General features: G+C 72.9%; 19 protein-coding genes and 2 pseudogenes. 8 read left to right on the top strand and 13 right to left on the bottom strand.

Translation table 11 applies throughout. The features are described 5' to 3' along the window. Positions 1-336: 336 nt before the first annotated feature. From KYY02_RS20330 to KYY02_RS20320, 3 genes and pseudogenes are all read left to right on the top strand, one after another. Positions 337-659, top strand: a pseudogene (locus KYY02_RS20330) (MFS transporter); the annotation flags it as partial. A gap of 161 nt (positions 660-820) precedes the next feature. Further along, the gene (locus KYY02_RS20325) at positions 821-1,699 is read left to right on the top strand and encodes an SDR family oxidoreductase (RefSeq protein ID WP_371239854.1); all 879 of its coding nucleotides are present in this window, start codon (positions 821-823) and stop codon (positions 1,697-1,699) included. 38 nt (positions 1,700-1,737) lie between these two features. Then, positions 1,738-2,472 carry a maleylpyruvate isomerase family mycothiol-dependent enzyme gene (locus KYY02_RS20320; RefSeq protein ID WP_371239852.1) on the top strand — a complete coding sequence of 245 codons (735 nt, stop codon included), beginning with the start codon at positions 1,738-1,740 and terminating at the stop codon, positions 2,470-2,472. Positions 2,473-2,491: 19 nt separating this feature from the next. Here the strand turns inward: KYY02_RS20320 and KYY02_RS20315 are convergent, their stop codons facing one another. After that, complete coding sequence (locus tag KYY02_RS20315) at positions 2,492-2,887, bottom strand: MarR family winged helix-turn-helix transcriptional regulator (RefSeq protein ID WP_371239850.1); 396 nt, start codon at positions 2,885-2,887, stop codon at positions 2,492-2,494. A gap of 306 nt (positions 2,888-3,193) precedes the next feature. Between KYY02_RS20315 and KYY02_RS20310 the strand changes: the two genes are divergently transcribed. Continuing rightward, positions 3,194-3,469, top strand: a complete 276-nt coding sequence (locus KYY02_RS20310) for a DUF6332 family protein (protein WP_371239921.1) — start codon at positions 3,194-3,196, stop codon at positions 3,467-3,469. On the opposite strand, the pseudogene KYY02_RS20305 reads toward KYY02_RS20310, so the two are convergent. Then, positions 3,466-3,600: pseudogene (locus KYY02_RS20305) on the bottom strand (DNA-binding response regulator); the annotation flags it as partial. The gene KYY02_RS20310 and the pseudogene KYY02_RS20305 sit on opposite strands and share 4 nt — an antisense overlap. Before the next feature lie 579 nt (positions 3,601-4,179). Beyond that, on the bottom strand, positions 4,180-4,923 hold the full coding sequence (locus KYY02_RS20300) for a TetR/AcrR family transcriptional regulator (RefSeq protein WP_371239848.1): 744 nt from the start codon (positions 4,921-4,923) through the stop codon (positions 4,180-4,182). Between the two features lie 253 nt (positions 4,924-5,176). Between KYY02_RS20300 and KYY02_RS20295 the strand changes: the two genes are divergently transcribed. Next, positions 5,177-5,593 carry a nitroreductase family deazaflavin-dependent oxidoreductase gene (locus tag KYY02_RS20295; protein WP_371239846.1) on the top strand — a complete coding sequence of 139 codons (417 nt, stop codon included), beginning with the start codon at positions 5,177-5,179 and terminating at the stop codon, positions 5,591-5,593. Here KYY02_RS20295 and KYY02_RS20290 read toward each other — a convergent pair. Next, complete coding sequence (locus KYY02_RS20290) at positions 5,583-6,815, bottom strand: geranylgeranyl reductase family protein (protein ID WP_371239844.1); 1,233 nt, start codon at positions 6,813-6,815, stop codon at positions 5,583-5,585. The genes KYY02_RS20295 and KYY02_RS20290 overlap by 11 nt on opposite strands. A 195-nt stretch (positions 6,816-7,010) precedes the next feature. On the opposite strand from KYY02_RS20290, the gene KYY02_RS20285 reads away from it, so the two are divergent. Beyond that, positions 7,011-8,372: a dipeptidase gene (locus KYY02_RS20285; RefSeq protein ID WP_371239842.1), complete on the top strand. Its 1,362-nt coding sequence runs from the start codon at positions 7,011-7,013 to the stop codon at positions 8,370-8,372. A 177-nt stretch (positions 8,373-8,549) separates the two neighbouring features. Here the strand turns inward: KYY02_RS20285 and KYY02_RS20280 are convergent, their stop codons facing one another. The 3 genes from KYY02_RS20280 to KYY02_RS20270 form a co-directional block, all read right to left on the bottom strand. Further along, on the bottom strand, positions 8,550-9,590 hold the full coding sequence (locus KYY02_RS20280; protein ID WP_371239840.1) for an NUDIX hydrolase: 1,041 nt from the start codon (positions 9,588-9,590) through the stop codon (positions 8,550-8,552). Between the two features lie 154 nt (positions 9,591-9,744). After that, positions 9,745-9,936, bottom strand: a complete 192-nt coding sequence (locus KYY02_RS20275) for a hypothetical protein (RefSeq protein WP_371239838.1) — start codon at positions 9,934-9,936, stop codon at positions 9,745-9,747. Positions 9,937-10,204: 268 nt separating this feature from the next. Then, entirely contained in the window at positions 10,205-11,158 is a 954-nt protein-coding gene (locus KYY02_RS20270) for an ROK family protein (RefSeq protein ID WP_371239836.1), read from the bottom strand. A 197-nt stretch (positions 11,159-11,355) separates the two neighbouring features. On the opposite strand from KYY02_RS20270, the gene KYY02_RS20265 reads away from it, so the two are divergent. Continuing rightward, positions 11,356-12,450 carry a LacI family DNA-binding transcriptional regulator gene (locus KYY02_RS20265; protein WP_371239834.1) on the top strand — a complete coding sequence of 365 codons (1,095 nt, stop codon included), beginning with the start codon at positions 11,356-11,358 and terminating at the stop codon, positions 12,448-12,450. Positions 12,451-12,689: 239 nt separating this feature from the next. Here the strand turns inward: KYY02_RS20265 and KYY02_RS20260 are convergent, their stop codons facing one another. From KYY02_RS20260 to KYY02_RS20245, 4 genes are all read right to left on the bottom strand, one after another. Beyond that, positions 12,690-13,652, bottom strand: coding sequence for an electron transfer flavoprotein subunit alpha/FixB family protein (locus KYY02_RS20260; RefSeq protein WP_371239832.1), 963 nt, complete (start codon positions 13,650-13,652; stop codon positions 12,690-12,692). 61 nt (positions 13,653-13,713) lie between these two features. Next, a complete protein-coding gene (locus KYY02_RS20255; RefSeq protein WP_371239830.1) occupies positions 13,714-14,502 on the bottom strand; it encodes an electron transfer flavoprotein subunit beta/FixA family protein in 789 nt (262 codons plus the stop codon). A gap of 216 nt (positions 14,503-14,718) precedes the next feature. Beyond that, entirely contained in the window at positions 14,719-15,228 is a 510-nt protein-coding gene (locus KYY02_RS20250) for a flavin reductase family protein (RefSeq protein ID WP_371239828.1), read from the bottom strand. Positions 15,229-15,424: 196 nt separating this feature from the next. After that, positions 15,425-15,805, bottom strand: coding sequence for a thioredoxin family protein (locus KYY02_RS20245; RefSeq protein WP_371239919.1), 381 nt, complete (start codon positions 15,803-15,805; stop codon positions 15,425-15,427). Between the two features lie 234 nt (positions 15,806-16,039). Here KYY02_RS20245 and KYY02_RS20240 point away from each other — a divergent pair, with 234 nt between their 5' ends. Continuing rightward, on the top strand, positions 16,040-16,768 hold the full coding sequence (locus KYY02_RS20240) for a lysophospholipid acyltransferase family protein (RefSeq protein ID WP_371239826.1): 729 nt from the start codon (positions 16,040-16,042) through the stop codon (positions 16,766-16,768). Positions 16,769-17,005: 237 nt separating this feature from the next. On the opposite strand, the gene KYY02_RS20235 is transcribed toward KYY02_RS20240, so the two are convergent. Together KYY02_RS20235 and KYY02_RS20230 are read right to left on the bottom strand one after the other, a co-directional pair. After that, positions 17,006-18,076, bottom strand: a complete 1,071-nt coding sequence (locus KYY02_RS20235) for a threonine aldolase family protein (protein WP_371239824.1) — start codon at positions 18,074-18,076, stop codon at positions 17,006-17,008. Beyond that, positions 18,073-18,819 (bottom strand): SDR family NAD(P)-dependent oxidoreductase, encoded by a 747-nt coding sequence (locus tag KYY02_RS20230; protein ID WP_371239822.1) that lies wholly within the window; start codon positions 18,817-18,819, stop codon positions 18,073-18,075. The genes KYY02_RS20235 and KYY02_RS20230 overlap by 4 nt, the downstream gene beginning before the upstream one ends. Positions 18,820-18,851 lie beyond the last annotated feature (32 nt).

Raw genomic sequence — 18,851 nt, 5'->3', positions numbered from 1 at the left:
GTGATCCACGCTCGGCCATGGCGCCCGGCCCCACCATCCAGGACGTTCACACGGGTTAACGCCTCCACCCTTCCGGCGGCACACGGGCCGCGCCCACCCCGTCCGGCCGCCCCTGCACCGGATCGCACGGCCCCCTGGCCCGACTTTGTGCCGCTGGCAAACAAAACCGATCGCGCCGTGTGGTACCGGATGCCGGCCTCGTCCGGCTCCGTGTCGTCCCGACCGCCTCCTTCGCCCTCGACGGCTTCGTCCTCGCCGGCCGGGTGGTGCGCATCCGCGCCGTCAGGGGACGGGCCGGCGGCCTTCGCGAGCGCCCTCGGCCCGGCCCTGCTCGGCACCGTCCTCGCCGGCGGTCCCGCCGCGGCGGCCGGCATGCTGCTCGGCGCGCTCGCGCGGTCCCTGTGGGCGGTCCTGCTCGGTTACGCGGCCACCGGTCCCGGGCTCGCGAACCTGTTCCCCGTGGCCGTCGAGCGGGCGGGCGCGCTCGCGGGCCCCGGTGGGGTCGCCACCGCCTCCACCCTGGGCTACGGCAGCACACGCCTCTCGGCCCGCCCGCGATCGGCTCCATGGCGGACCGGTTCAGTCTCCCGGCCGCGCTGACCGGCGTGGCGGTACTGGCGGCGATGGCCACCGTCATCGGCTCCGCGACCCGCCACGTGCACGCGGGCCGACTCCGTGCGGTCCTCCGGCCGTCCGGGTGGTGGTGGAACGGACCGGATCAGATGCGCGGTGCCGGGGTACCAGGGTGATCGGTGTCCGCCGATCCTCCGTCGGCGGACACCGATCATCCGATCGCCCCTCCAGGGACATGGGAGAGACCGTGAGTGAGCAGCAGAATCCCGTCGAGCAGCACCCGACCCCCGGCTTCCCGTCCCAGGACCAGCCGCATCCCGGCTGGACCGGCCCCATGGACCCGCCGCCGGACCACGGGGAGGACTCCTACCGGGGCAGCGGCCGGCTGGCGGGCCGCAAGGCCGTGATCACGGGCGGGGACTCGGGGATCGGCCGGGCTGTCGCGCTGGCGTTCGCCCGGGAGGGCGCCGACGTGGTCTTCACCTACCTGGACAGTGAGAAGGACGACGCCGCCGAGACCGCGCGGTGGGTGGAGGAGGCCGGCCAGCGGGCCGTACCCGTCGCGTGCGACGTGCGGGAGGAGGAGAACTGCCGGGCGCTGATCGACCGCGCGGTGTCGGAGTTCGGCCGGATCGACATCCTGGTGAACAACGCGGCGTACCAGATGTCGCAGCCCGACGGCATCGAGGCGATCTCCACCGAACAGTTCGACCGCGTACTGCGGACCAACCTGTACGGCATGTTCTGGCTGTGCAAGCTGGCCGTGCCGCACATGCGGGAGGGCGGAAGCATCATCAACTCGGCCTCCGTGCAGGCTTACAAGCCGAGTCCGCACCTGCTGGACTACGCGACCACGAAGGGCGCCATCGTCACCTTCACCCAAGGGCTGGCGCAGATGCTGATCCAGCGAGGCATCCGGGTCAACGCCGTGGCGCCGGGGCCGGTGTGGACGCCGTTGATCCCGGCCACCATGCCGGACACCGCGGAGTTCGGCAAGCAGGCGCCCATCGGGCGTCCGGCCCAGCCCGCCGAGATGGCCCCGGCCTACGTCTTCCTCGCCTCGCAGGAGGCGTCGTACATCACCGCGGAGATCGTCAACGCGACAGGCGGGACTCCTCTTCCATAGCGCCCCGGCAGGCGTGCCCGCACGGCAGAATTCTGCCCATGGACACTGCCTGGTTCCTTGAAGTACTGCAGGAGGAGGGCCGGTTGCTGGCCGACGCCGCGGAGCGGGCCGGCGCGGACGCCGCCGTCCCGGCCTGCCCGGGGTGGCGCGTGCGGGACCTGGTGCGGCACACCGGCGTGGTGCACCGGTGGGCCACGGCCTTCGTCGCGAACGGGCACACCGCGCCGCGCCCGATGGGCGAACAGCCCGGGCTGGACGGCCCCGAGCTGGTGGTCTGGTACCGCGAGGGTCACCGCCGCCTGGTGGACACCCTGGCCGGCGCGGCGCCCGACGTGGAATGCTTCACCTTTCTGCCCGGACCGCCCTCCGCCCTCGCGTTCTGGGCCCGCCGGCAGGCGCACGAGACGACCGTCCACCGGTTCGACGCCGAGTCGGCACGCGGCGGCACACCGTCGCCGATCGCCGCGGATCTCGCCGTGGACGGCGTCGACGAGTTGCTGCGCGGTTTCCACGCCCGGCCCAGGAGCCGGGTGCGCACCAGGACGCCCCGCGTCCTGCGGGTGCGCGCGACCGACGCGGACGCGGTGTGGACCGTACGGCTGTCCCGGGAGCCGCCGGTGACCACCCGGGACGCGGCCGGGCACGCGGAGTGCGAACTCACCGGAACCGCCGAGCAGTTGTATCTCGCGCTGTGGAACCGGACACCGGTGCCGACGGTGACGGGCAATCCGGAACTCGCCGCGCTGTGGCGGGAGACGTCCGCCGTGGTCTGAACGCCCCTCGTCGGCCCGGTCAGCCGGCGTCCGGGAGCATCCGGGCCAGCACCGCACGCTGGACGGGCAGCACCTCGCCGTACAACGCGCGGCCCTTCGGCGTGAGCGACACCCGCACTCCCCGCCGGTCCTCCGGACACGTCCCGCGCTCGGCGAGGCCCTCCTTCTCCAGCCGGGCGACCAGCCGGGACAGCGCACTCTGGCTCAGGTGGACACGCTCGGAGATCTCCTGGACGCGGTAGGAGCAGCCGCCCGGTCCGGAACCCTGCGCGAGGATGTCGAGGACCTCGAAGTCGCTGGCGCACAGGCCGTGTTCGTGCAGGGCCCGGTCGATCTCGCACTGGGTGCGCGCATGCAGCGCGAGCACACCCCGCCACCGTTCCACGAGCGCCTGTTCGGCCTGCTTCGCCGCCATGGGCGCACCGTAGCAGGCATGCGCACGCACGTCCTCCGGACATGTCCCCTCCGCTCCCCGCCCCTGTCCCCGACGGACGCCGGGCCCCGGCCGCGGGGCGCGCTCCGCCGGTGCTCCGCGCGGCGGGGAGCCGGCGTCGCCTCACCGCCCCCTCGCCACGCTCACGGACCGCGCGACAGCCGCTGCGCCGGCGCCCGCAGCCAGGCGGCCGTCCCCGGTGCGTGCGCCCCGGCCCGGCCCCTTGCCCGCCGGGCGCACGCCTGCTTGACTCCTCGAGTGACCGGATGCGGGGGCGAGCGGGACAGGGTGCGGGGGCGGCGGAGTCAGGCCGTGCGGGACGCGATCACCGTCGAGATCGGATACGCCCTGTGCAGCGCGGCGTTCGCGGCGGCGGTCGTCCTCGGAGCCGTGACGGGGCCGGCGCTGCTCTTCGAGCTGCCGGGCGCCTTCGAGACGGTGCTGCGCCGCACCGGGGTGCTGCTCGCGGCGGTGCTGTTCGCCGTCCGCACGGTGTCCGTGCTGATCCGGTTCGGGCGGGCGGATCAGCCCAGCCGACCGGGCAGCACCAACCCCGACTCCTAGGGCGGTACCACCGGTCGGACCCGGTCACGGGCGCCCGGTTTCACCATGGTACGGCTGACGTGGGTCCTGGCGATGAGCGGACTGACGACCGGACGACGGGCGATCTTCTCGCCGGAGAGGGCGGCAGCCACCGGTACAGCACCTGGGCGATCAGCACGTGCCCCGCCCGGAGGGTGCCCATGGCCGCCCATGCGGCGTGCAGGTGTCCCGGGACGACGGTACGGAAGCAGGCCACGGCGACGGTGAGGAACACCGGCCCGTACGGATAGCCACGGATAGCCCACTCCCGCACAGAGCAGGACGGCGGCCGCCGTGCCGGACGCCACGAGCACGGGGTGGCGCCTGCGCCACAGCGGGACCGCGCCCGCAGGAACAACAGGACCCGCCGAAGGGGTCCGGGGCTGCCCGTCCACCCTCCTGGACGTGCTCGGCGAAGTCGGAGCCGATCAGCCGAACTCCGTGAGCGGCACGGTGGAGCCCCAGGGCCGCCGAGGGCGTCGGCCTCCGCCGCCCTCGGTGGCCGGCCGCTCCCGCCGGGCGGGCCCTGCCGAAGCGGCCGCCCCGGGCGCCACCACCCCGGCGGCCGGCCACCGTGTCCACTCCGCTCGCCCCTGTCCGTCACGCCGGATGCCGGGCGCCCCGGTGCGCCACCACCCCGGCGCGGTGACCACGCGTACTCCCGGCGCGGTACGTCCGTCCGGCCCCGCCTCCTACGACGGCTCGGCGGCGCGCCCGCCCGGCGCGCCCGCGGGCCCCTGCTGCGGATACACCAGGCCCACGGTGTGGGCGAGTTGCCCCACCGCGTGACGGAAGAACGTGTCGCGGTCCTCCACCACCCGGTTGAACTGGCCGAACACCTCGAACCCGATCAGCCCGAACAGCTGGGCCCAGGCGGCCACCATCGTCGCCACCGCCTCGGGCGGCAGGTCGGGGGCGAGGTCGGCGGCCATGCGCACGGCCTCGGGCCTCAGCTCGGCCGACAGCGAGGGCTTGGCGAGACCGAGGCCCTGGTGTGCGTCACGGAGGATGCCGATGACGACGAGGGCGGAGCGGGCGGCGGCCGGGACGGTCGTGTCGGGCGCGGTGTAGCCGGGCACCGGCGTGCCGTAGAGCAGCGCGTACTCGTGCGGGTTCCGGAGCGCCCAGCCGCGCACGCCCTCGCACACGGCGGTCCAGCGCCCCACCGGCCCGATGTCGGCGGCCGCGTCGCCGGCCGCTTCGGCTGCCGCGCCGAGGGAGTCGTAGGCGTCGATGATGAGCGCGGTCAGCAGGTCGTCACGGCTGGGGAAGTAGCGGTAGAGCGCGGAGGACGCCATGCCGAGCTCGCGGGCGACGGCCCGCAGCGAGAGCTTGGCGGCGCCCTCCTTCGCTAGCTGCCTGCGAGCCTCTTCCTTGATGGCCGCGGTGACTTCGATCCTGGCCCGGGCGCGGACGCCGTGTGCGGAGCTGGTCATGCCGTCCAGTGTTCCATGGCCCCAGAGCAGTGCACACGAACAAGAGCAGCACACGCAAACGAGAGCAGAAAACACGAACGAGAGCGGAGCACGCAAACGAGAGCAGCGCTCTTGCTTTGCCGCCCGGAGTCCTGCAGACTGAAGAGACGCCGCGAGAGCAGCGCTCACAAAAGAGAGCAGCACTCTCGCCATTACTCCGACCCGGGGGTCACCGATGCCGTCGTCAGCGCCGTACTACCTCAAGGGCAGTCCCATGGCCGTTCGGCTCAACAGCGTCATCGGCTGGCTGGCCCGGCGCGGTCTCAGCCTCGCCGGAGCCGCGGAGATGTCCGTCCGCGGCCGCACGAGCGGGCGGATGCAGCGCATCCCGGTCAACCCGCACACCCACGACGGCGGGCAGTACCTGGTCTCGGCACGCGGTCACTCCCAGTGGGTGCGCAACATGCGCGCCGCCGGCGGCGGGGAACTGCGGGTGGGCCGCACGGTCCGCAGCTTCACCGCGGTGGAGCTTCCCGACGAGGAGAAGCTCCCGATCCTGCGGACCTACCTGGAGAAGTGGGGCTGGGAGGTGAACCAGTACTTCCAGGGGGTCACCGCCCGGTCCTCCGACGCGGAGATCGTCGCGGCCGCCCACGACCACCCGGTCTTCCGGATCACCGTCAGGAGCTGACCTCGTCACCCGCGGGACGCCGGTCCAGCGCCACCAGCGCGCGGTGCGCCAACGGGTGGGTGCGGACCAGCTCGCCGAGCGTCGTCGAGCCCTGCGTGATGTCCTTGAACGCCTTCCAGGCCGGGCGGAAGCCGGTGAGGACCGCGTGGAACACCCCTGGACGCCGTTCGAACGCGGCCAGCATCCGCTTGCCGACGCTCATCTCCACGCCGAGTCCCGCCTTGACGGCGAAGGCGTAGTTCAGCGCCTGCCGGCGCGTGTCCACGGCGTCGTGCGCCTCGGCGATCCGCACCGCCCACTCCCCCGCCAGCCGGCCCGAGCGCAGTGCGAAGGAGATGCCCTCGCGGGTCCACGGCTCCAGCAGTCCGGCCGCGTCCCCGCACACCAGCACCCGTCCGCGCGACAGCGGCGAGTCGTCGGCGCGGCAACGCGTCAGGTGGCCCGAGGAGATGCTCGGTTCGAAACCGGCGAGGCCGAGCCGCCCGATGAAGTCCTCCAGGTAGCGCTTGGTCGCGGCGCCTTCACCGCGCCGCGAGATCACACCAACGGTGAGCGTGTCGCCCTTGGGGAAGACCCAGCCGTAACTGCCGGGCATCGGGCCCCAGTCGATGAGCACCCGCCCCTTCCAGTCCTCGGCGACCGTCTCCGGCACCGGGATCTCCGCCTCCAGGCCCAGGTCGACCTGGTCCAGCTTGACGCCGACATGAGCCCCTATGCGGCCGGCGCTGCCGTCCGCGCCGACCACGGCCCGGGCGAGCACCGTCTCGCCGCCCTGCAGGACGACGGCGACCGTGCGCCGGTCCGGTACGGCCGAACCGTGCTGCTCCACCCGCTGCACGGCGACGCCGGTGCGCAGCTCGGCGCCCGCCTTCTGCGCGTGCTCCACGAGCTGCTGGTCGAACTCGGGCCGGTTGATCAGCCCGAACAGCATCTGCCGGGAACGGCGGGTGCGGCTGAAGCGGCCGTTGTTCGAGAACGTCACCGCGTGCACCCGGTCCTTGAACGGAAGCTCGAAGCCGGGCGGGAGCGAGTCGCGGGAGGGACCGATGATGCCGCCGCCGCACGTTTTGTAGCGCGGCAGCTCCGCTTTCTCCAGCAACAGCACGCGCCGCCCCGCGACCGCCGCCGCGTAGGCGGCCGAGGCCCCCGCGGGTCCCGCGCCCACCACGACGACGTCCCACACCTGCCGTACGTCGTCCGCCGAAGAGTTCTCGCTGCTCACGATGGTCTACTGCTCCCGATCCAGCCGCCTGCCGCTCCTGTCCCCCCGCATCCTACGGCGGCGTTCACCTCGGGCCACTGTGGGAGGATCGGCGGCGTAAGTGCCCCGTACACGGGCCCTCACGCACACCGCACGATCATCTCGTACAAAGAAGTTCGCAACAGCTTCAACGTCGCACCCACAAGGAGCGTGCCCATGTCGTCGAATCCGGTCGCCGCGACCGTCGCCTCGCTGATGCCCAGGGCGAAGGGGGAGCTCGCCGAACTGGTGGCCTTCAAGTCGGTCGCGGACTTCGGCCAGTTCCCGCGCGAGGAGAGCGAGGGCGCCGCGCGCTGGATCGCGGACGCGCTCACCGCCGAGGGCTTCGAGGACGTGGCGCTGCTCGACACCCCGGACGGCACGCAGTCGGTGTACGGCTACCTGCCGGGCCCGGAGGGCGCCAGGACCGTGCTGCTGTACGCGCACTACGACGTGCAGCCGCCGCTGGACGAGTCCGGCTGGAGCACCCCGCCCTTCGAGCTGACCGAGCGCGACGGCCGCTGGTACGGGCGCGGGGCCGCCGACTGCAAGGGCGGCGTGATCATGCACCTGCTGGCGCTGCGGGCGCTGAAGGCGAACGGCGGCGTACCCGTGCACGTCAAGGTGATCGTCGAGGGTTCGGAGGAACAGGGCACCGGAGGTCTGGAGCGGTACGCAGAGGAACACCCCGGCCTGCTGGCGGCCGACGCCGTCGTGATCGGCGACGCGGGCAACTTCCGCGCCGGCCTGCCGACGGTCACCTCCACCCTGCGCGGCATGACGCTCGTCCGGGTGCGGATCGACACCCTGGAGGGCAACCTGCACTCCGGCCAGTTCGGCGGAGCCGCGCCCGACGCGCTGGCCGCGCTGGTACGCGTACTGGACTCGCTGCGCGCCGAGGACGGCAGCACGACCGTCGACGGGCTGGCCGGCGACGAGGCGTGGGACGGACTGCAGTACGACGACGAGCAGTTCCGCAAGGACGCCAAGGTGCTGGACGGGGTGGGGCTGATCGGTTCCGGCACGGTCGCCGACCGCATCTGGGCTCGTCCGGCGGTGACCGTGCTCGGCATCGACTGCCCGTCGGTGGTCGGCGCCACGCCGTCGGTGCAGTCGAGCGCCCGCGCGCTGATCAGCCTGCGGGTGCCGCCGGGCGTCGACGCGGTCGAGGCGACCGGGCTGCTCCGGGCACACCTGGAGGCGCACACGCCGTGGGGTGCGCGGGTGAGCACCGAGCAGATCGGTCAGGGGCAGGCGTTCCGTGCGGACACCACCAGCCCGGCCTACCGGGCCATGGCCGACGCGATGGCGGTGGCGTACCCGGGCCAGGAGATGCAGTACGCGGGGCAGGGCGGCTCCATCCCGTTGTGCAACACCCTCGCCGCCCTCTACCCGAAGGCGGAGATCCTGCTCATCGGCCTGAGCGAGCCGGAGGCGCAGATCCACGCGGTGAACGAGAGCGTGTCCCCCGACGAACTCGAGCGGCTGTCGGTCGCGGAGGCGCTGTTCCTGCGCGCCTACGCGTCCGGCACGAACTGACCACCGCGGTCCGGTCGTTCCCGGGAACGCCGTGAGGAGGACGACTTCCCCGACATGGCGGAGCGTTCGGGCCCGCCGGGCGGGGAGGGCGGCCCCGTCGGCCGACGGCGCCACAGCGCCGGGCGGGTCCGCCCTCCCCGCACGGCAAGCAGCCGGCCGGCGTCCGCCGGTCCGGTCTCATCCGACCGGCACCCCGGCCTCCAGGTACATCGCCTTCCCGCGTTCCCGTGCCCGCAGCGCCCGCCGCAGCCGTTCGTAGCGGACCGGGGGCAGCAGATCGGCGGCCTCGGCCTCGGAGGCGAAGCGCCAGCCGCGCAGTTCCGGTCCGGGCAGCAGGAGGCGTCCGGCATCCGCGGAGGCGAGACGGCCGCCGTCGAAGAGCATCCGCAGGCCGCCGAATCCAGGCGGTGCGGGCGGCTCCCAGTCGACGACGAGGAGCGCCGGCACGTCGCCGAGGCGGATTCCGGTCTCCTCGGCGACCTCGCGCATGCCCGCGCGCGCGGGCGCCTCGCCGCGTTCCACGACCCCTCCCGGGAACTCCCAGCCCGGCTTGTAGGTCGGGTCGACGAGCAGGACCCGGTCCTGCTCGTCGAAGAGCAGGACGCCGGCGGCGACCGTCTCCGCGGCGGGTTCGGGCGTCTGCACGATGTCGCAGGCCGGCGCCTCCCCGCTGCCGACCGCCTCGGCTATCCGCAGGGCGGTCTCGTAGGGGGTGAGGGTTCCGCTGTCGACCGGGTAGGCGTCGGCGGTGAGCCAGGCGGCGAGGGCCGCCTTGTACGGCTCGATGTGGTCGTACGACCATTGCCGGACGCGCATCTCGCCGTCGGGGAGGCCCGCCGGGACCTCGCGGCCGGCTATGCGCTCCCGCAGGATCGTTTCCGCCGGGGCGAGGAGAACATGCCGGACCGGTATCCGGCGGGCGGCGAGCCCGCCGAAGATCTCGTCGCGGTACTCCTGGCGCAGCAAGGTCATGGGGATCACGAGGGTCCCGCCGAGTTCGGCGAGCATCGCGGCCGCCGTGTCGATCACGAGCCGTCGCCAGATCGGGAGGTCCTGGAAGTCACCGACCTCGGCGAGGCGTTTGGGCGGAAGCAGCTGGTCCAGCGCTCCGCCGATGACCTCGGGGTCGAAGAGCGTGCTGTTCGGGATCAGCTCGATCAGTTCGTGCGCGGTGGTGGTCTTTCCCGCACCGAACGCGCCGTTGACCCAGACGATCACGTTTCCCCCTCTTCTGTTGGCCCCCTGTGGCTTGCCCGCTCCACCCTGCCACGGAAACCAGATCCGGTTGAGAACGCGCGAGAACCACGGGAACGGCGCCGGCGCCCCTGTCGTCCGGGGGCGCCGGCGCCGTACGGTCGTGCCGTGGGGCCTCTCAGGCCTTGTCACCCCGGTCGATGTCCAGGTCCAGGGTGTTGTCCTCGGCGACGGTCCGGTCGAGGGTGCTGAGGGTGTCGTCGACGCCGAGCGGGGCGACACCGTCGGCGACCGCGTGCGACGGGGTGACCGCCGCGACGACGAAACCGGTGGCGAGGGAGGCGATGGCCAGCATGCTGCGCTTCTTCATACCCGCCTCAACTGCCGGAACGGCCTCGGGGTCACGCACGCGTTCCCGGGAGCACCCCGGTGGCCGTCGCTGCGTCGCACACGACGGGCCGCACCGCGGAGCCCGGACGCCGGCGACCGGACGCCATGACGTCCGCGCCCGGACCGGAGAGCTCCCGCGCCCCTTCGCGCCGCCCACGGCTCCGACGCCCGGACCACCGGCCCCGGACACCCGCGACCCGACCGCGCGCCCGGGACACGCACACCCGGCCCGAGCCCGGCCCCGGCCCTCAGACCCCCACCACCGCCGCGTCCGTCCGGCCCTCCAGCGCCGCCGCCGCCGCGCCCACCAGGCCCGCGTCCGTGCCCATCCGGGCCGGGGCCACGGCGAGGCGCTGGACGAAGGACAGGGTGGCGTACTCGGTGAGGGCCTTGCGGAGGGGGGCGAAGAGGACCTCGCCCGCCTTGCCCACCCCCCCGCCGATCACCGCGATGTCGATCTCGACGAGTGTCGCGGTGGCCGCGATCCCGGCGGCCAGCGCCCTGGCCGCCCGCTCGAAGGACGCCACGGCCACCGGGTCCCCGGCCCGGGCGGCGGAGGCCACCGCGGCGGCGGAGACGTCGCCGTCCGGGCCGGGACGCCAGCCGTCGTCCAGGGCCCGGCGGGCGATGTTCGGGCCGCTCGCGATGCGCTCCACGCAGCCGCGCGAACCGCACGGGCACAGGTCGCCGCCGAGGTCCACACTGATGTGACCGATGTGGCCGGCGTTGCCGGTGGGGCCGGGGTGCAGTCGGCCGCCGAGCACCAGGCCGCCGCCGACCCCGGTCGAGACGACCATGCACAGCGCGTTGTCGTGGCCGCGGGCGGCGCCCTGCCAGTGTTCGGCGGCCGTGATCGCCACCCCGTCGCCGATCAGCTCCACGGGCAGGCCCCCGGCCGCGTCCCGGACCCGGGCGACGAGCGGATAGCCCCGCCAGCCGGGCACATTGACCGGGCTCACCGTGCCGGCGGAGGCGTCCACGGGGCCGGCGCTGCCGATGCCCACCGCGCCGGCGCGGTGCCACAGCGGGGAGCCGGCGAGTTCACCGAGCACCGCCTCGACCGCCCGCATCACGGTCTCACCGTTCCCCTGCGCGGGCGTCGGCCGTTGGGCGCGGACCAGGATCCGTCCCTGACGGTCCACCAGCGCGCCGGCGATCTTGGTGCCGCCTATGTCGAGCGCGGCCACGAGGTCGGTGTGCATCAGTGTCGTTTCTCCCCGTTGAAGCATCAGGAAATCGCCGAGAACGACCATGTGCGACCACGAGGCGGCACATGGAGCACGAGCAACGGCCCGGTCGTGCGGCGAGGTGCGGGCCGGAGTGCGCGTGGGACAGTGTCCCCCGAGCCTGACAACGTTGTCCAGGCTCTATGCTCGACGCCACATCCTCATACAACCCCATGGCCCCACGCATCCCCGTGACCGACAGGACAGGACACCGTACCGTGCCGGAGACGACCCGCCGCACCGACCGCATCCCAGGGACCCGTTACGGCAACCGTCCGACGATGAAGGACGTGGCCGCGCGCGCCGGGGTCGGACTCAAGACGGTCTCCCGCGTGGTCAACGGCGAGCCCGGGGTCACGCCGGAGACGGAGCGCCGCGTCCGGGAGGCGATCGAGGCGCTCGGCTTCCGCCGCAACGACAGCGCCCGCGTGCTGCGCAAGGGCCGCACCGCCAGCATCGGTCTGGTCCTGGAGGACCTCGCGGACCCGTTCTACGGGCCGCTGAGCCGGGCGGTCGAGGAGGTGGCCCGCACGCACGGCGCCCTGCTGATCAACGGCTCCAGTGCGGAGGACGCCGACCGCGAGCAGGAGCTGGTGCTGGCGCTGTGCGCGCGCCGGGTGGACGGGCTGGTGGTGATCCCGGCCGGGGACGACCACCGCTATCTGGCGCCGGAGATCAGGGCGGGCGTCGCCACCGTCTTCGTGGACCGTCCGGCCGGGCACATCGACGTGGACGTCGTCGTCTCGGACAACTTCGGCGGCGCCCACGACGGTGTGAGCCACCTGATCGCACACGGGCACCGCCGGATCGGCTTCATCGGCGACATGCCCCGCATCCACACCGCGGCCGAGCGGCTGCGCGGCTACCGGACCGCCATGGAGGACGCGGGGATAACGGTGGCGGACTCCTGGATGTCGCTGGGCGCCACCGACCCGGAACGGGTGCGCCGGGCGGCCGAGGAGATGCTCTCCGGCCCGGATCCGGTCACCGCGATCTTCACGGGCAACAACCGGGTGACGGTCACCGTGATCCGGGTGCTGGCCGGACACGCCCGCCGGGTCGCCCTGGTCGGCTTCGACGACATCGAGCTCGCCGATCTGCTCCGGCCGGGCGTCACGGTCGTCGCCCAGGACGCGGCGACCCTCGGCCGGACCGCGGCCGAGCGGCTGTTCCGCCAACTGGACGGCACCCTGCTCACCCCGGAGCGGATCGAACTCCCCACCCGGCTGATCACCCGCGGCTCCGGCGAGCTGCCCCCGGCGGACTAGCGGCGGGCGACGCCGGTGGGGGACGTCCCGTCGCCGGCACCGCCTCCGGGACGGGTGCGTGCATCGACTGGGTCCCGGCCACTCCCGGCGTCACGGTGCACCGGGCGTCGGTCGACACCCTCGCGGTGGACGGCCGGTTGCCCAGCGACCATCTGCCGGTCCGGGCCGCCCTGCCGCCCTGACGCGCCGAGGCCCCCGCGACCGGTGCCGGTCGCGGGGGCCTGGTACGGCTCGGGTGATCAGCCCTTGCGGCTCTTGATCTCCTCGGTGAGCTGGGGCACGACGTCGAACAGGTCGCCGACGACGCCGTAGTCGACCAGGTCGAAGATCGGAGCCTCGGCGTCCTTGTTGACGGCCACGATGGTCTTCGAGGTCTGCATACCGGCCCGGTGCTGGATCGCGCCGGAGATCCCGGAGGCGATGTACAGCTGCGGCGAGACCGACTTGCCGGTCTGGCCGACCTGGTTGGTGTGCGGGTACCAGCCGGCGTCGACCGCGGCGCGCGAGGCGCCGACGGCGGCGCCGAGCGAGTCGGCGAGCGCCTCGATGATCGCGAAGTTCTCCGCGCCGTTGACGCCGCGGCCGCCGGAGACCACGATCGCGGCCTCGGTCAGCTCCGGGCGCCCCGTCGACTCGCGCGGCGTACGGCCGGTGACCTTGGTGCCGGTCGCGGCGGCGGAGAACGTCACCGACAGGGCCTCGACGTCACCTGCGGCCGGGGCGGCCTCCACGGCGGCCGAGTTCGGCTTGACCGTGATGACCGGGGTGCCCTTGGAGACACGGGACTTGGTGGTGTAGGAGGCGGCGAACACCGACTGCGTGGCCACCGGGCCCTCGTCGCCGGCCTCCAGGTCGACGGCGTCGGTGATGACGCCCGATCCGAGACGCAGCGCCAGGCGGGCGGCGATCTCCTTGCCCTCGGCGGAGGAGGGGACCAGCACGGCGGCCGGGGAGACGGCCTCGTGGGCGGCCTGCAGGGCGTCCACCTTCGGCACGACCAGGTAGTCGGCGTACTCGGCGGCCTCGTGGGTGAGGACCTTCACCGCGCCGTGCTCGGCGAGCGCGGCGACCGTGTCACCGGCACCGGCGCCCAGCGCGACGGCGACCGGCTCGCCGATGCGGCGGGCCAGCGTCAGCAGTTCCAGGGTGGGCTTGCGGACGGCACCGTCCACGTGGTCGACGTAGACGAGAACTTCAGCCATGGGACTTCTTCTCTCCTGCTTGCGAAGGGTGAGGGGCGGGAAGCGAGTGGAGGTTCGCCGCTCAGACGAACTTCTGGCTCGCGAGGAACTCGGCGAGCTGCTTGCCGCCCTCGCCCTCGTCCTTGACGATCGTGCCGGCGGTGCGGGCCGGGCGCTCGGTCGCGGAGTCGACGACCGTGTAGGCGTTCTCGAGACCGACCTCGTCCTCGTCGATGTCGAGGTCGGACAGGTCCCAGGACTGAACCGGCTTCTTCTTCGCCGCCATGATGCCCTTGAAGGACGGGTAACGCGCCTCGCCCGACTGGTCGGTGACCGACACGACCGCGGGGAGGGAGGCCTCGAGCTGCTCGGAGGCGGCGTCGCCGTCGCGGCGGCCCTTGACCGTGCCGTCCTCGACGGACACCTCGGACAGCAGGGTCACCTGCGGCACGCCCAGACGCTCCGCGAGCAGCGCGGGGACGACGCCCATGGTGCCGTCGGTGGAGGCCATGCCGGAGATCACCAGGTCGTAGCCGGCCTTCTCGACGGCCTTGGCCAGGACCAGGGAGGTGCCGATGGCGTCGGTGCCGTGCAGGTCGTCGTCCTCGACGTGGATCGCCTTGTCCGCGCCCATGGAGAGCGCCTTGCGCAGGGCGTCCTTGGCGTCCTCGGGACCCACCGTCAGCACGGTGATCTCCACGTCGTCGTCGGAGTTCTCCGAGATCTGCAGCGCCTGCTCGACCGCGTACTCGTCCAGTTCGGAGAGCAGACCGTCCACGTCGTCCCGGTCGACGGTCAGGTCATCGGCGAAGTGCCGGTCGCCAGTGGCGTCGGGCACGTACTTCACGGTGACAACGATCCTCAAGCTCACGCCGGCTCTCCTACTGCATCGTCATTTCTGGCTGCCTGCCTGCAGGCAGCATAGGCGCCTGAAGCGGGCGATCCCGGTCGGGGCGGCCCGCGCTCCGATCGAAACGTTACTCGTCAGTACACCCAGTTCCTTCCCGCTAAGCAAGCGCTTTGAACTGTGACCTTCGCAACGCAGCGTAACCGGAACTCGACGGGCTCGCGAGCAGGGGACCCCACCTCAGTCGCGCAGGCCGTTGAAGCGTCCCTGGTGGTAAAGGAGCGGACGGCCGTGACCCGTGGGGTCGCCGAACAGGACCTCGGCGATCACGATCCGGTGGTCGCCGGCGGGCACCCGGGCCACCACCCTGCACACCATCCAGGCCGGCACGTCGTCCAGTACGGGGACCCCCTGCGGGCCCTCCCGCCAGGCGGTGGCCGGCCCGAAGCGGTCGGCGCCGCTGCGCGCGAACGTCTCCGCGAGCTCCTGCTGGTGCTCCCCGAGGAGGTGCACGCCGACGTGCTCGCCCGTCGCGATCACGGGCCAGCTGGAGCTTCTGCCGCCGACGCCGAAGGACAGCAGCGGAGGCTCGGCGGAGACGGAGGCGAGGGAGGTGGCGGTGAAGCCGACCGGACCGGACCCGCCGCTCGCGGTGATCACGGCGACGCCCGCCGCATGCCTGCGGAAGACGGAGCGCAACAGCTCGGGCGAGGCGGGCCGGGCGGTGCCCAGGCCGGGCGTGGCCGTCATGAAACCGTCCTTCTGCGGGAGGTGACGCACGGGCTCGCGGCTGCTCACCGACCCGGTCGGGGCACACGCGCGGAGCGGACGGCGGCCGTCGGGCGGCCGGGGACCCGCAGGAGGCGAAGGAGTTCCGAAGGCATGGGGCCAGGCTGACGACGGGTGGCATGCACAGTCAAGCCGGTCCCGTGATGTGGGAGATGCCTCACCGCGGCCCGGCCGCCCCTCGCACGGCCTCCCCGAGCGCGGCGATCACATCGGCCTTGCGCGGCTGCCCGGCCGCGCGCCGTACGACCCGGCCGGCGGCGTCGAGGACCAGCACCGTCGGTGTCCTCACGATCTCCAGACGGCGCACGAGGTCCAGACGTGCCTCGGCATCGATCTCCACGTGGGTCACGCCCGGCACCAGTGCCGCCACCTCGGCGAGCACCCGCCGGGTCGCCCGGCAGGGCGCGCAGAAGGCGCTGGAGAACTGCACCAGGGTGGCGCGCTCTCCCAGGCCTGCTCCCGGCCCGGCCCACGGTTCCGGCACGTCGAGCCGTCCTCCGTCGTCCCCGTCCCGCACTCGCGCACTCCTCTCGTACATCACCCGTCAACGGTCCCCAGCGCCGCCGGGAGGGCGGGCATTCCCGGTCGTGGGGCAAAGTCCGAGGTGGATCGAGGAGTGGACGTGACGAGAATCTCGCCGCCGACGGGCGCCAGGACTGGTTCACCGGCCGTTCTTCGGGCACCATCTGCGACAAGCCGTAAAACCTACGGCTCCGTAACTTCGACTGGGAGCTTCCTTCCCAGGCAGAGAAGGAAGGGTTCCGACCCGCCCATGGCAGAACTCGTCTACCGGCCCGTCGTTGGTTTCGCCCGCACCCTGTTCAAGGTGTGGGACCTCAAGATCGACTGCCAGGGTTCGGAGAACATACCGCGCTCGGGCGGCGCCGTGTTGGTGAGCAATCACATCAGCTATCTGGACTTCGTCTTCAACGGCCTGGCGGCCCTCCCCCAGAAACGGCTCGTCCGCTTCATGGCGAAGGAGTCGGTCTTCCGGCACCGGATCTCCGGTCCGCTGATGCGCGGCATGAAGCACATCCCGGTGGACCGCGAGCAGGGCGAGGCGGCGTACGAACACGCGCTGCGGTCGCTGCGGTCGGGGGAGATCGTGGGCGTCTTCCCCGAGGCGACGATCTCGCAGTCGTTCACGCTGAAGAGCTTCAAGTCGGGTGCCGCGCGCCTGGCGCAGGAGGCCGGCGTGCCGCTGATCCCGATGGCGGTGTGGGGCACGCAGCGGCTGTGGACCAAGGGCCACCCGCGCAACTTCGGGCGCAGCCACATCCCGATCACCCTCCGTGTGGGCGAGGCGGTCGAGGCGTCCAGGGACAAGTACGCGGGCGCGATCACCCGGCAGCTGCGCGAGCGGGTGCAGGAGCTGCTGGAGGCGGCGCAGCGCGCCTACCCGGTGCGCCCCAAGGACCCGGACGACACCTGGTGGATGCCGGCCCACCTCGGCGGTACGGCCCCGACCCCGGAGCAGGTCCGCGAGGCCGAGGCACACTGACGCCCGTCGCGCACCCCTTCCCCGGGTCCCAGGTCTCAGCCGCCGGTGGACCACCGGCGAAACCGCCGGCCCGAAGCTCAGGGCCGGCGGATGGTGAGGGTCGATCGCCTCGCCGGCGGTGGGACCGGCGGAGAGGCCCGGGGTTTCCTGGATCAGCTGCATGCCGCCGGAGCACAGGTGTGCGGTCGACCGGCAGCCAGTGAATTCCCGATCGACCGCACACCTGTTCATGCGCTGCTAGCGGGCCATCTCCTCCTTGAGCGCGGCCACGAACATGTCCACGTCCTCCTCGGTGGTGTCGAAGGCGCACATCCAGCGGACGTCGCCGGCCGCCTCGTCCCAGAAGTAGAAGCGGAACCGCTTCTGCAGGCGCTCCCCCACGTCGTGCGGCAGCCGCGCGAAGACCGCGTTGGCCTGCACGGGGTGGAGAATCTCCACCCCGTGCACGGCGCGCACGCCCTCGGCCAGGCGCTGGGCCATCTCGTTGGCGTGGCGGGCGTTGCGCAGCCACAGGTCCCGGGCCAGCAGGGCCTCCAGCTGCACCGAGACGAAGCGCATCTTGGACGCGAGCTGCATGGACAGCTTACGCAGGTGCTTCAGGTGCCGGATGCCGTCCGGGTTCAGCACCACGACCGCCTCGCCGAACAGGGCGCCGTTCTTGGTGCCGCCCAGCGAGAGCAGGTCGACACCGGCCGCGTTGGTGAAGGCGCGCATCGGCACGTTCAGCGTGGCGGCGGCGTTGGCCAGCCGGGAGCCGTCGACGTGCACCTTCATCCCGTGCGCGTGGGCGTGCTCGCAGATGGCGCGGATCTCGTCCGGGGTGTACACCGTGCCCAGCTCGGTGGCCTGGGCTATGGAGACCACCTGGGGCATCGCCCGGTGCTCGTCGTCCCAGCCGTACGCCTGCCGGTCGATCAGCTCGGGGGTGAGCTTGCCGTGCGGGGCGGGCACGGTGAGCAGCTTGATGCCGCCGACCCGCTCCGGGGCGCCGCCCTCGTCCACGTTGATGTGGGCGCTCTCGGCGCAGATCACCGCACCCCAGCGGTCGGTGACCGCCTGGAGCGCGACGACGTTGGCGCCGGTGCCGTTGAAGACCGGGAACGCCTCGGCGGTGGGCCCGAAGTGGCTACGGACCACCTGCTGGAGGTTCTCGGTGTACGCGTCCTCGCCGTACGCGACCTGGTGTCCGCCGTTGGCCACGGCCAGGGCGGCGAGCACCTCCGGGTGGACTCCGGCGTAGTTGTCGCTGGCGAAACCGCGGACGTCCGGGTCGTGGTGACGACGCGCGTCGGTCCTCGGTGGGTTCACGGCTTCTCGGTCAGCCACAGGCGGTTTCCGTTCACTTCCGCGGCGGGCTTGTCCCAGACGCCGACGATGGCCTCGGCGAGGTCCTTGACGTCCGTGAAGCCCGCGAACTTCGCGTTGGGGCGGTCGGCGCGCATCGCGTCGTGCACCAGCGCCTTCACCACCAGGATGGCAGCCGCCGACGTCGGCCCCTGCTCGCCCCCGGCCTTGCGGAAGTAGTCGGCCATGGCGAGCGTCCACGCCTCGGCGGCGGCCTTGCCGGCCGCGTACGCGGCGTTGCCCGCGGTGGGCCTGGTGGCGCCGGCCGCGCTGATCAGGACGTACCGGCCGCGGCGGCTGCGCTGGAGCGCCTCGTGAAAGGCGAGGCTGGTGTGCTGCACGGTGCGCACCAGCAGCAGCTCCAGGAGGTCCCAGTCGTCCAGGCTGGTCTTGGTGAAGGTCTCGCTGCCGCGCCAGCCGCCGACGAGATGGACCAGACCGTCGACCCGGCCGAACTCCTTCTCGACGCGGGCGGCCCAGTCGCGGGTGGAGCCCAGGTCCAGCAGGTCGACCGTGTCACCGGTGACGGTGGCGCCGCCGTGCGCGTAGCGCGCCGCGTCCACGGCCTCCGCCAGCCGCTCCGGGTCGTTGTCCGAGCCTACGACGATCGCTCCCGCCTCGGCCAGCCTGAGCAGTGTCGCCCGGCCCGCGGGTCCCCCCGCTCCGGCCACCGCGATCACCGCACCGTCGAGCGCACCGTTCCCCATGGTTCCCGCCTCCTGAGCAGTTGTGGACTTGC

This window comes from Streptomyces pimonensis, from assembly GCF_041380215.1.
Taxonomy (GTDB): domain Bacteria; phylum Actinomycetota; class Actinomycetes; order Streptomycetales; family Streptomycetaceae; genus Streptomyces; species Streptomyces pimonensis.
This window is presented reverse-complemented; position numbering and strand designations above follow the sequence as displayed.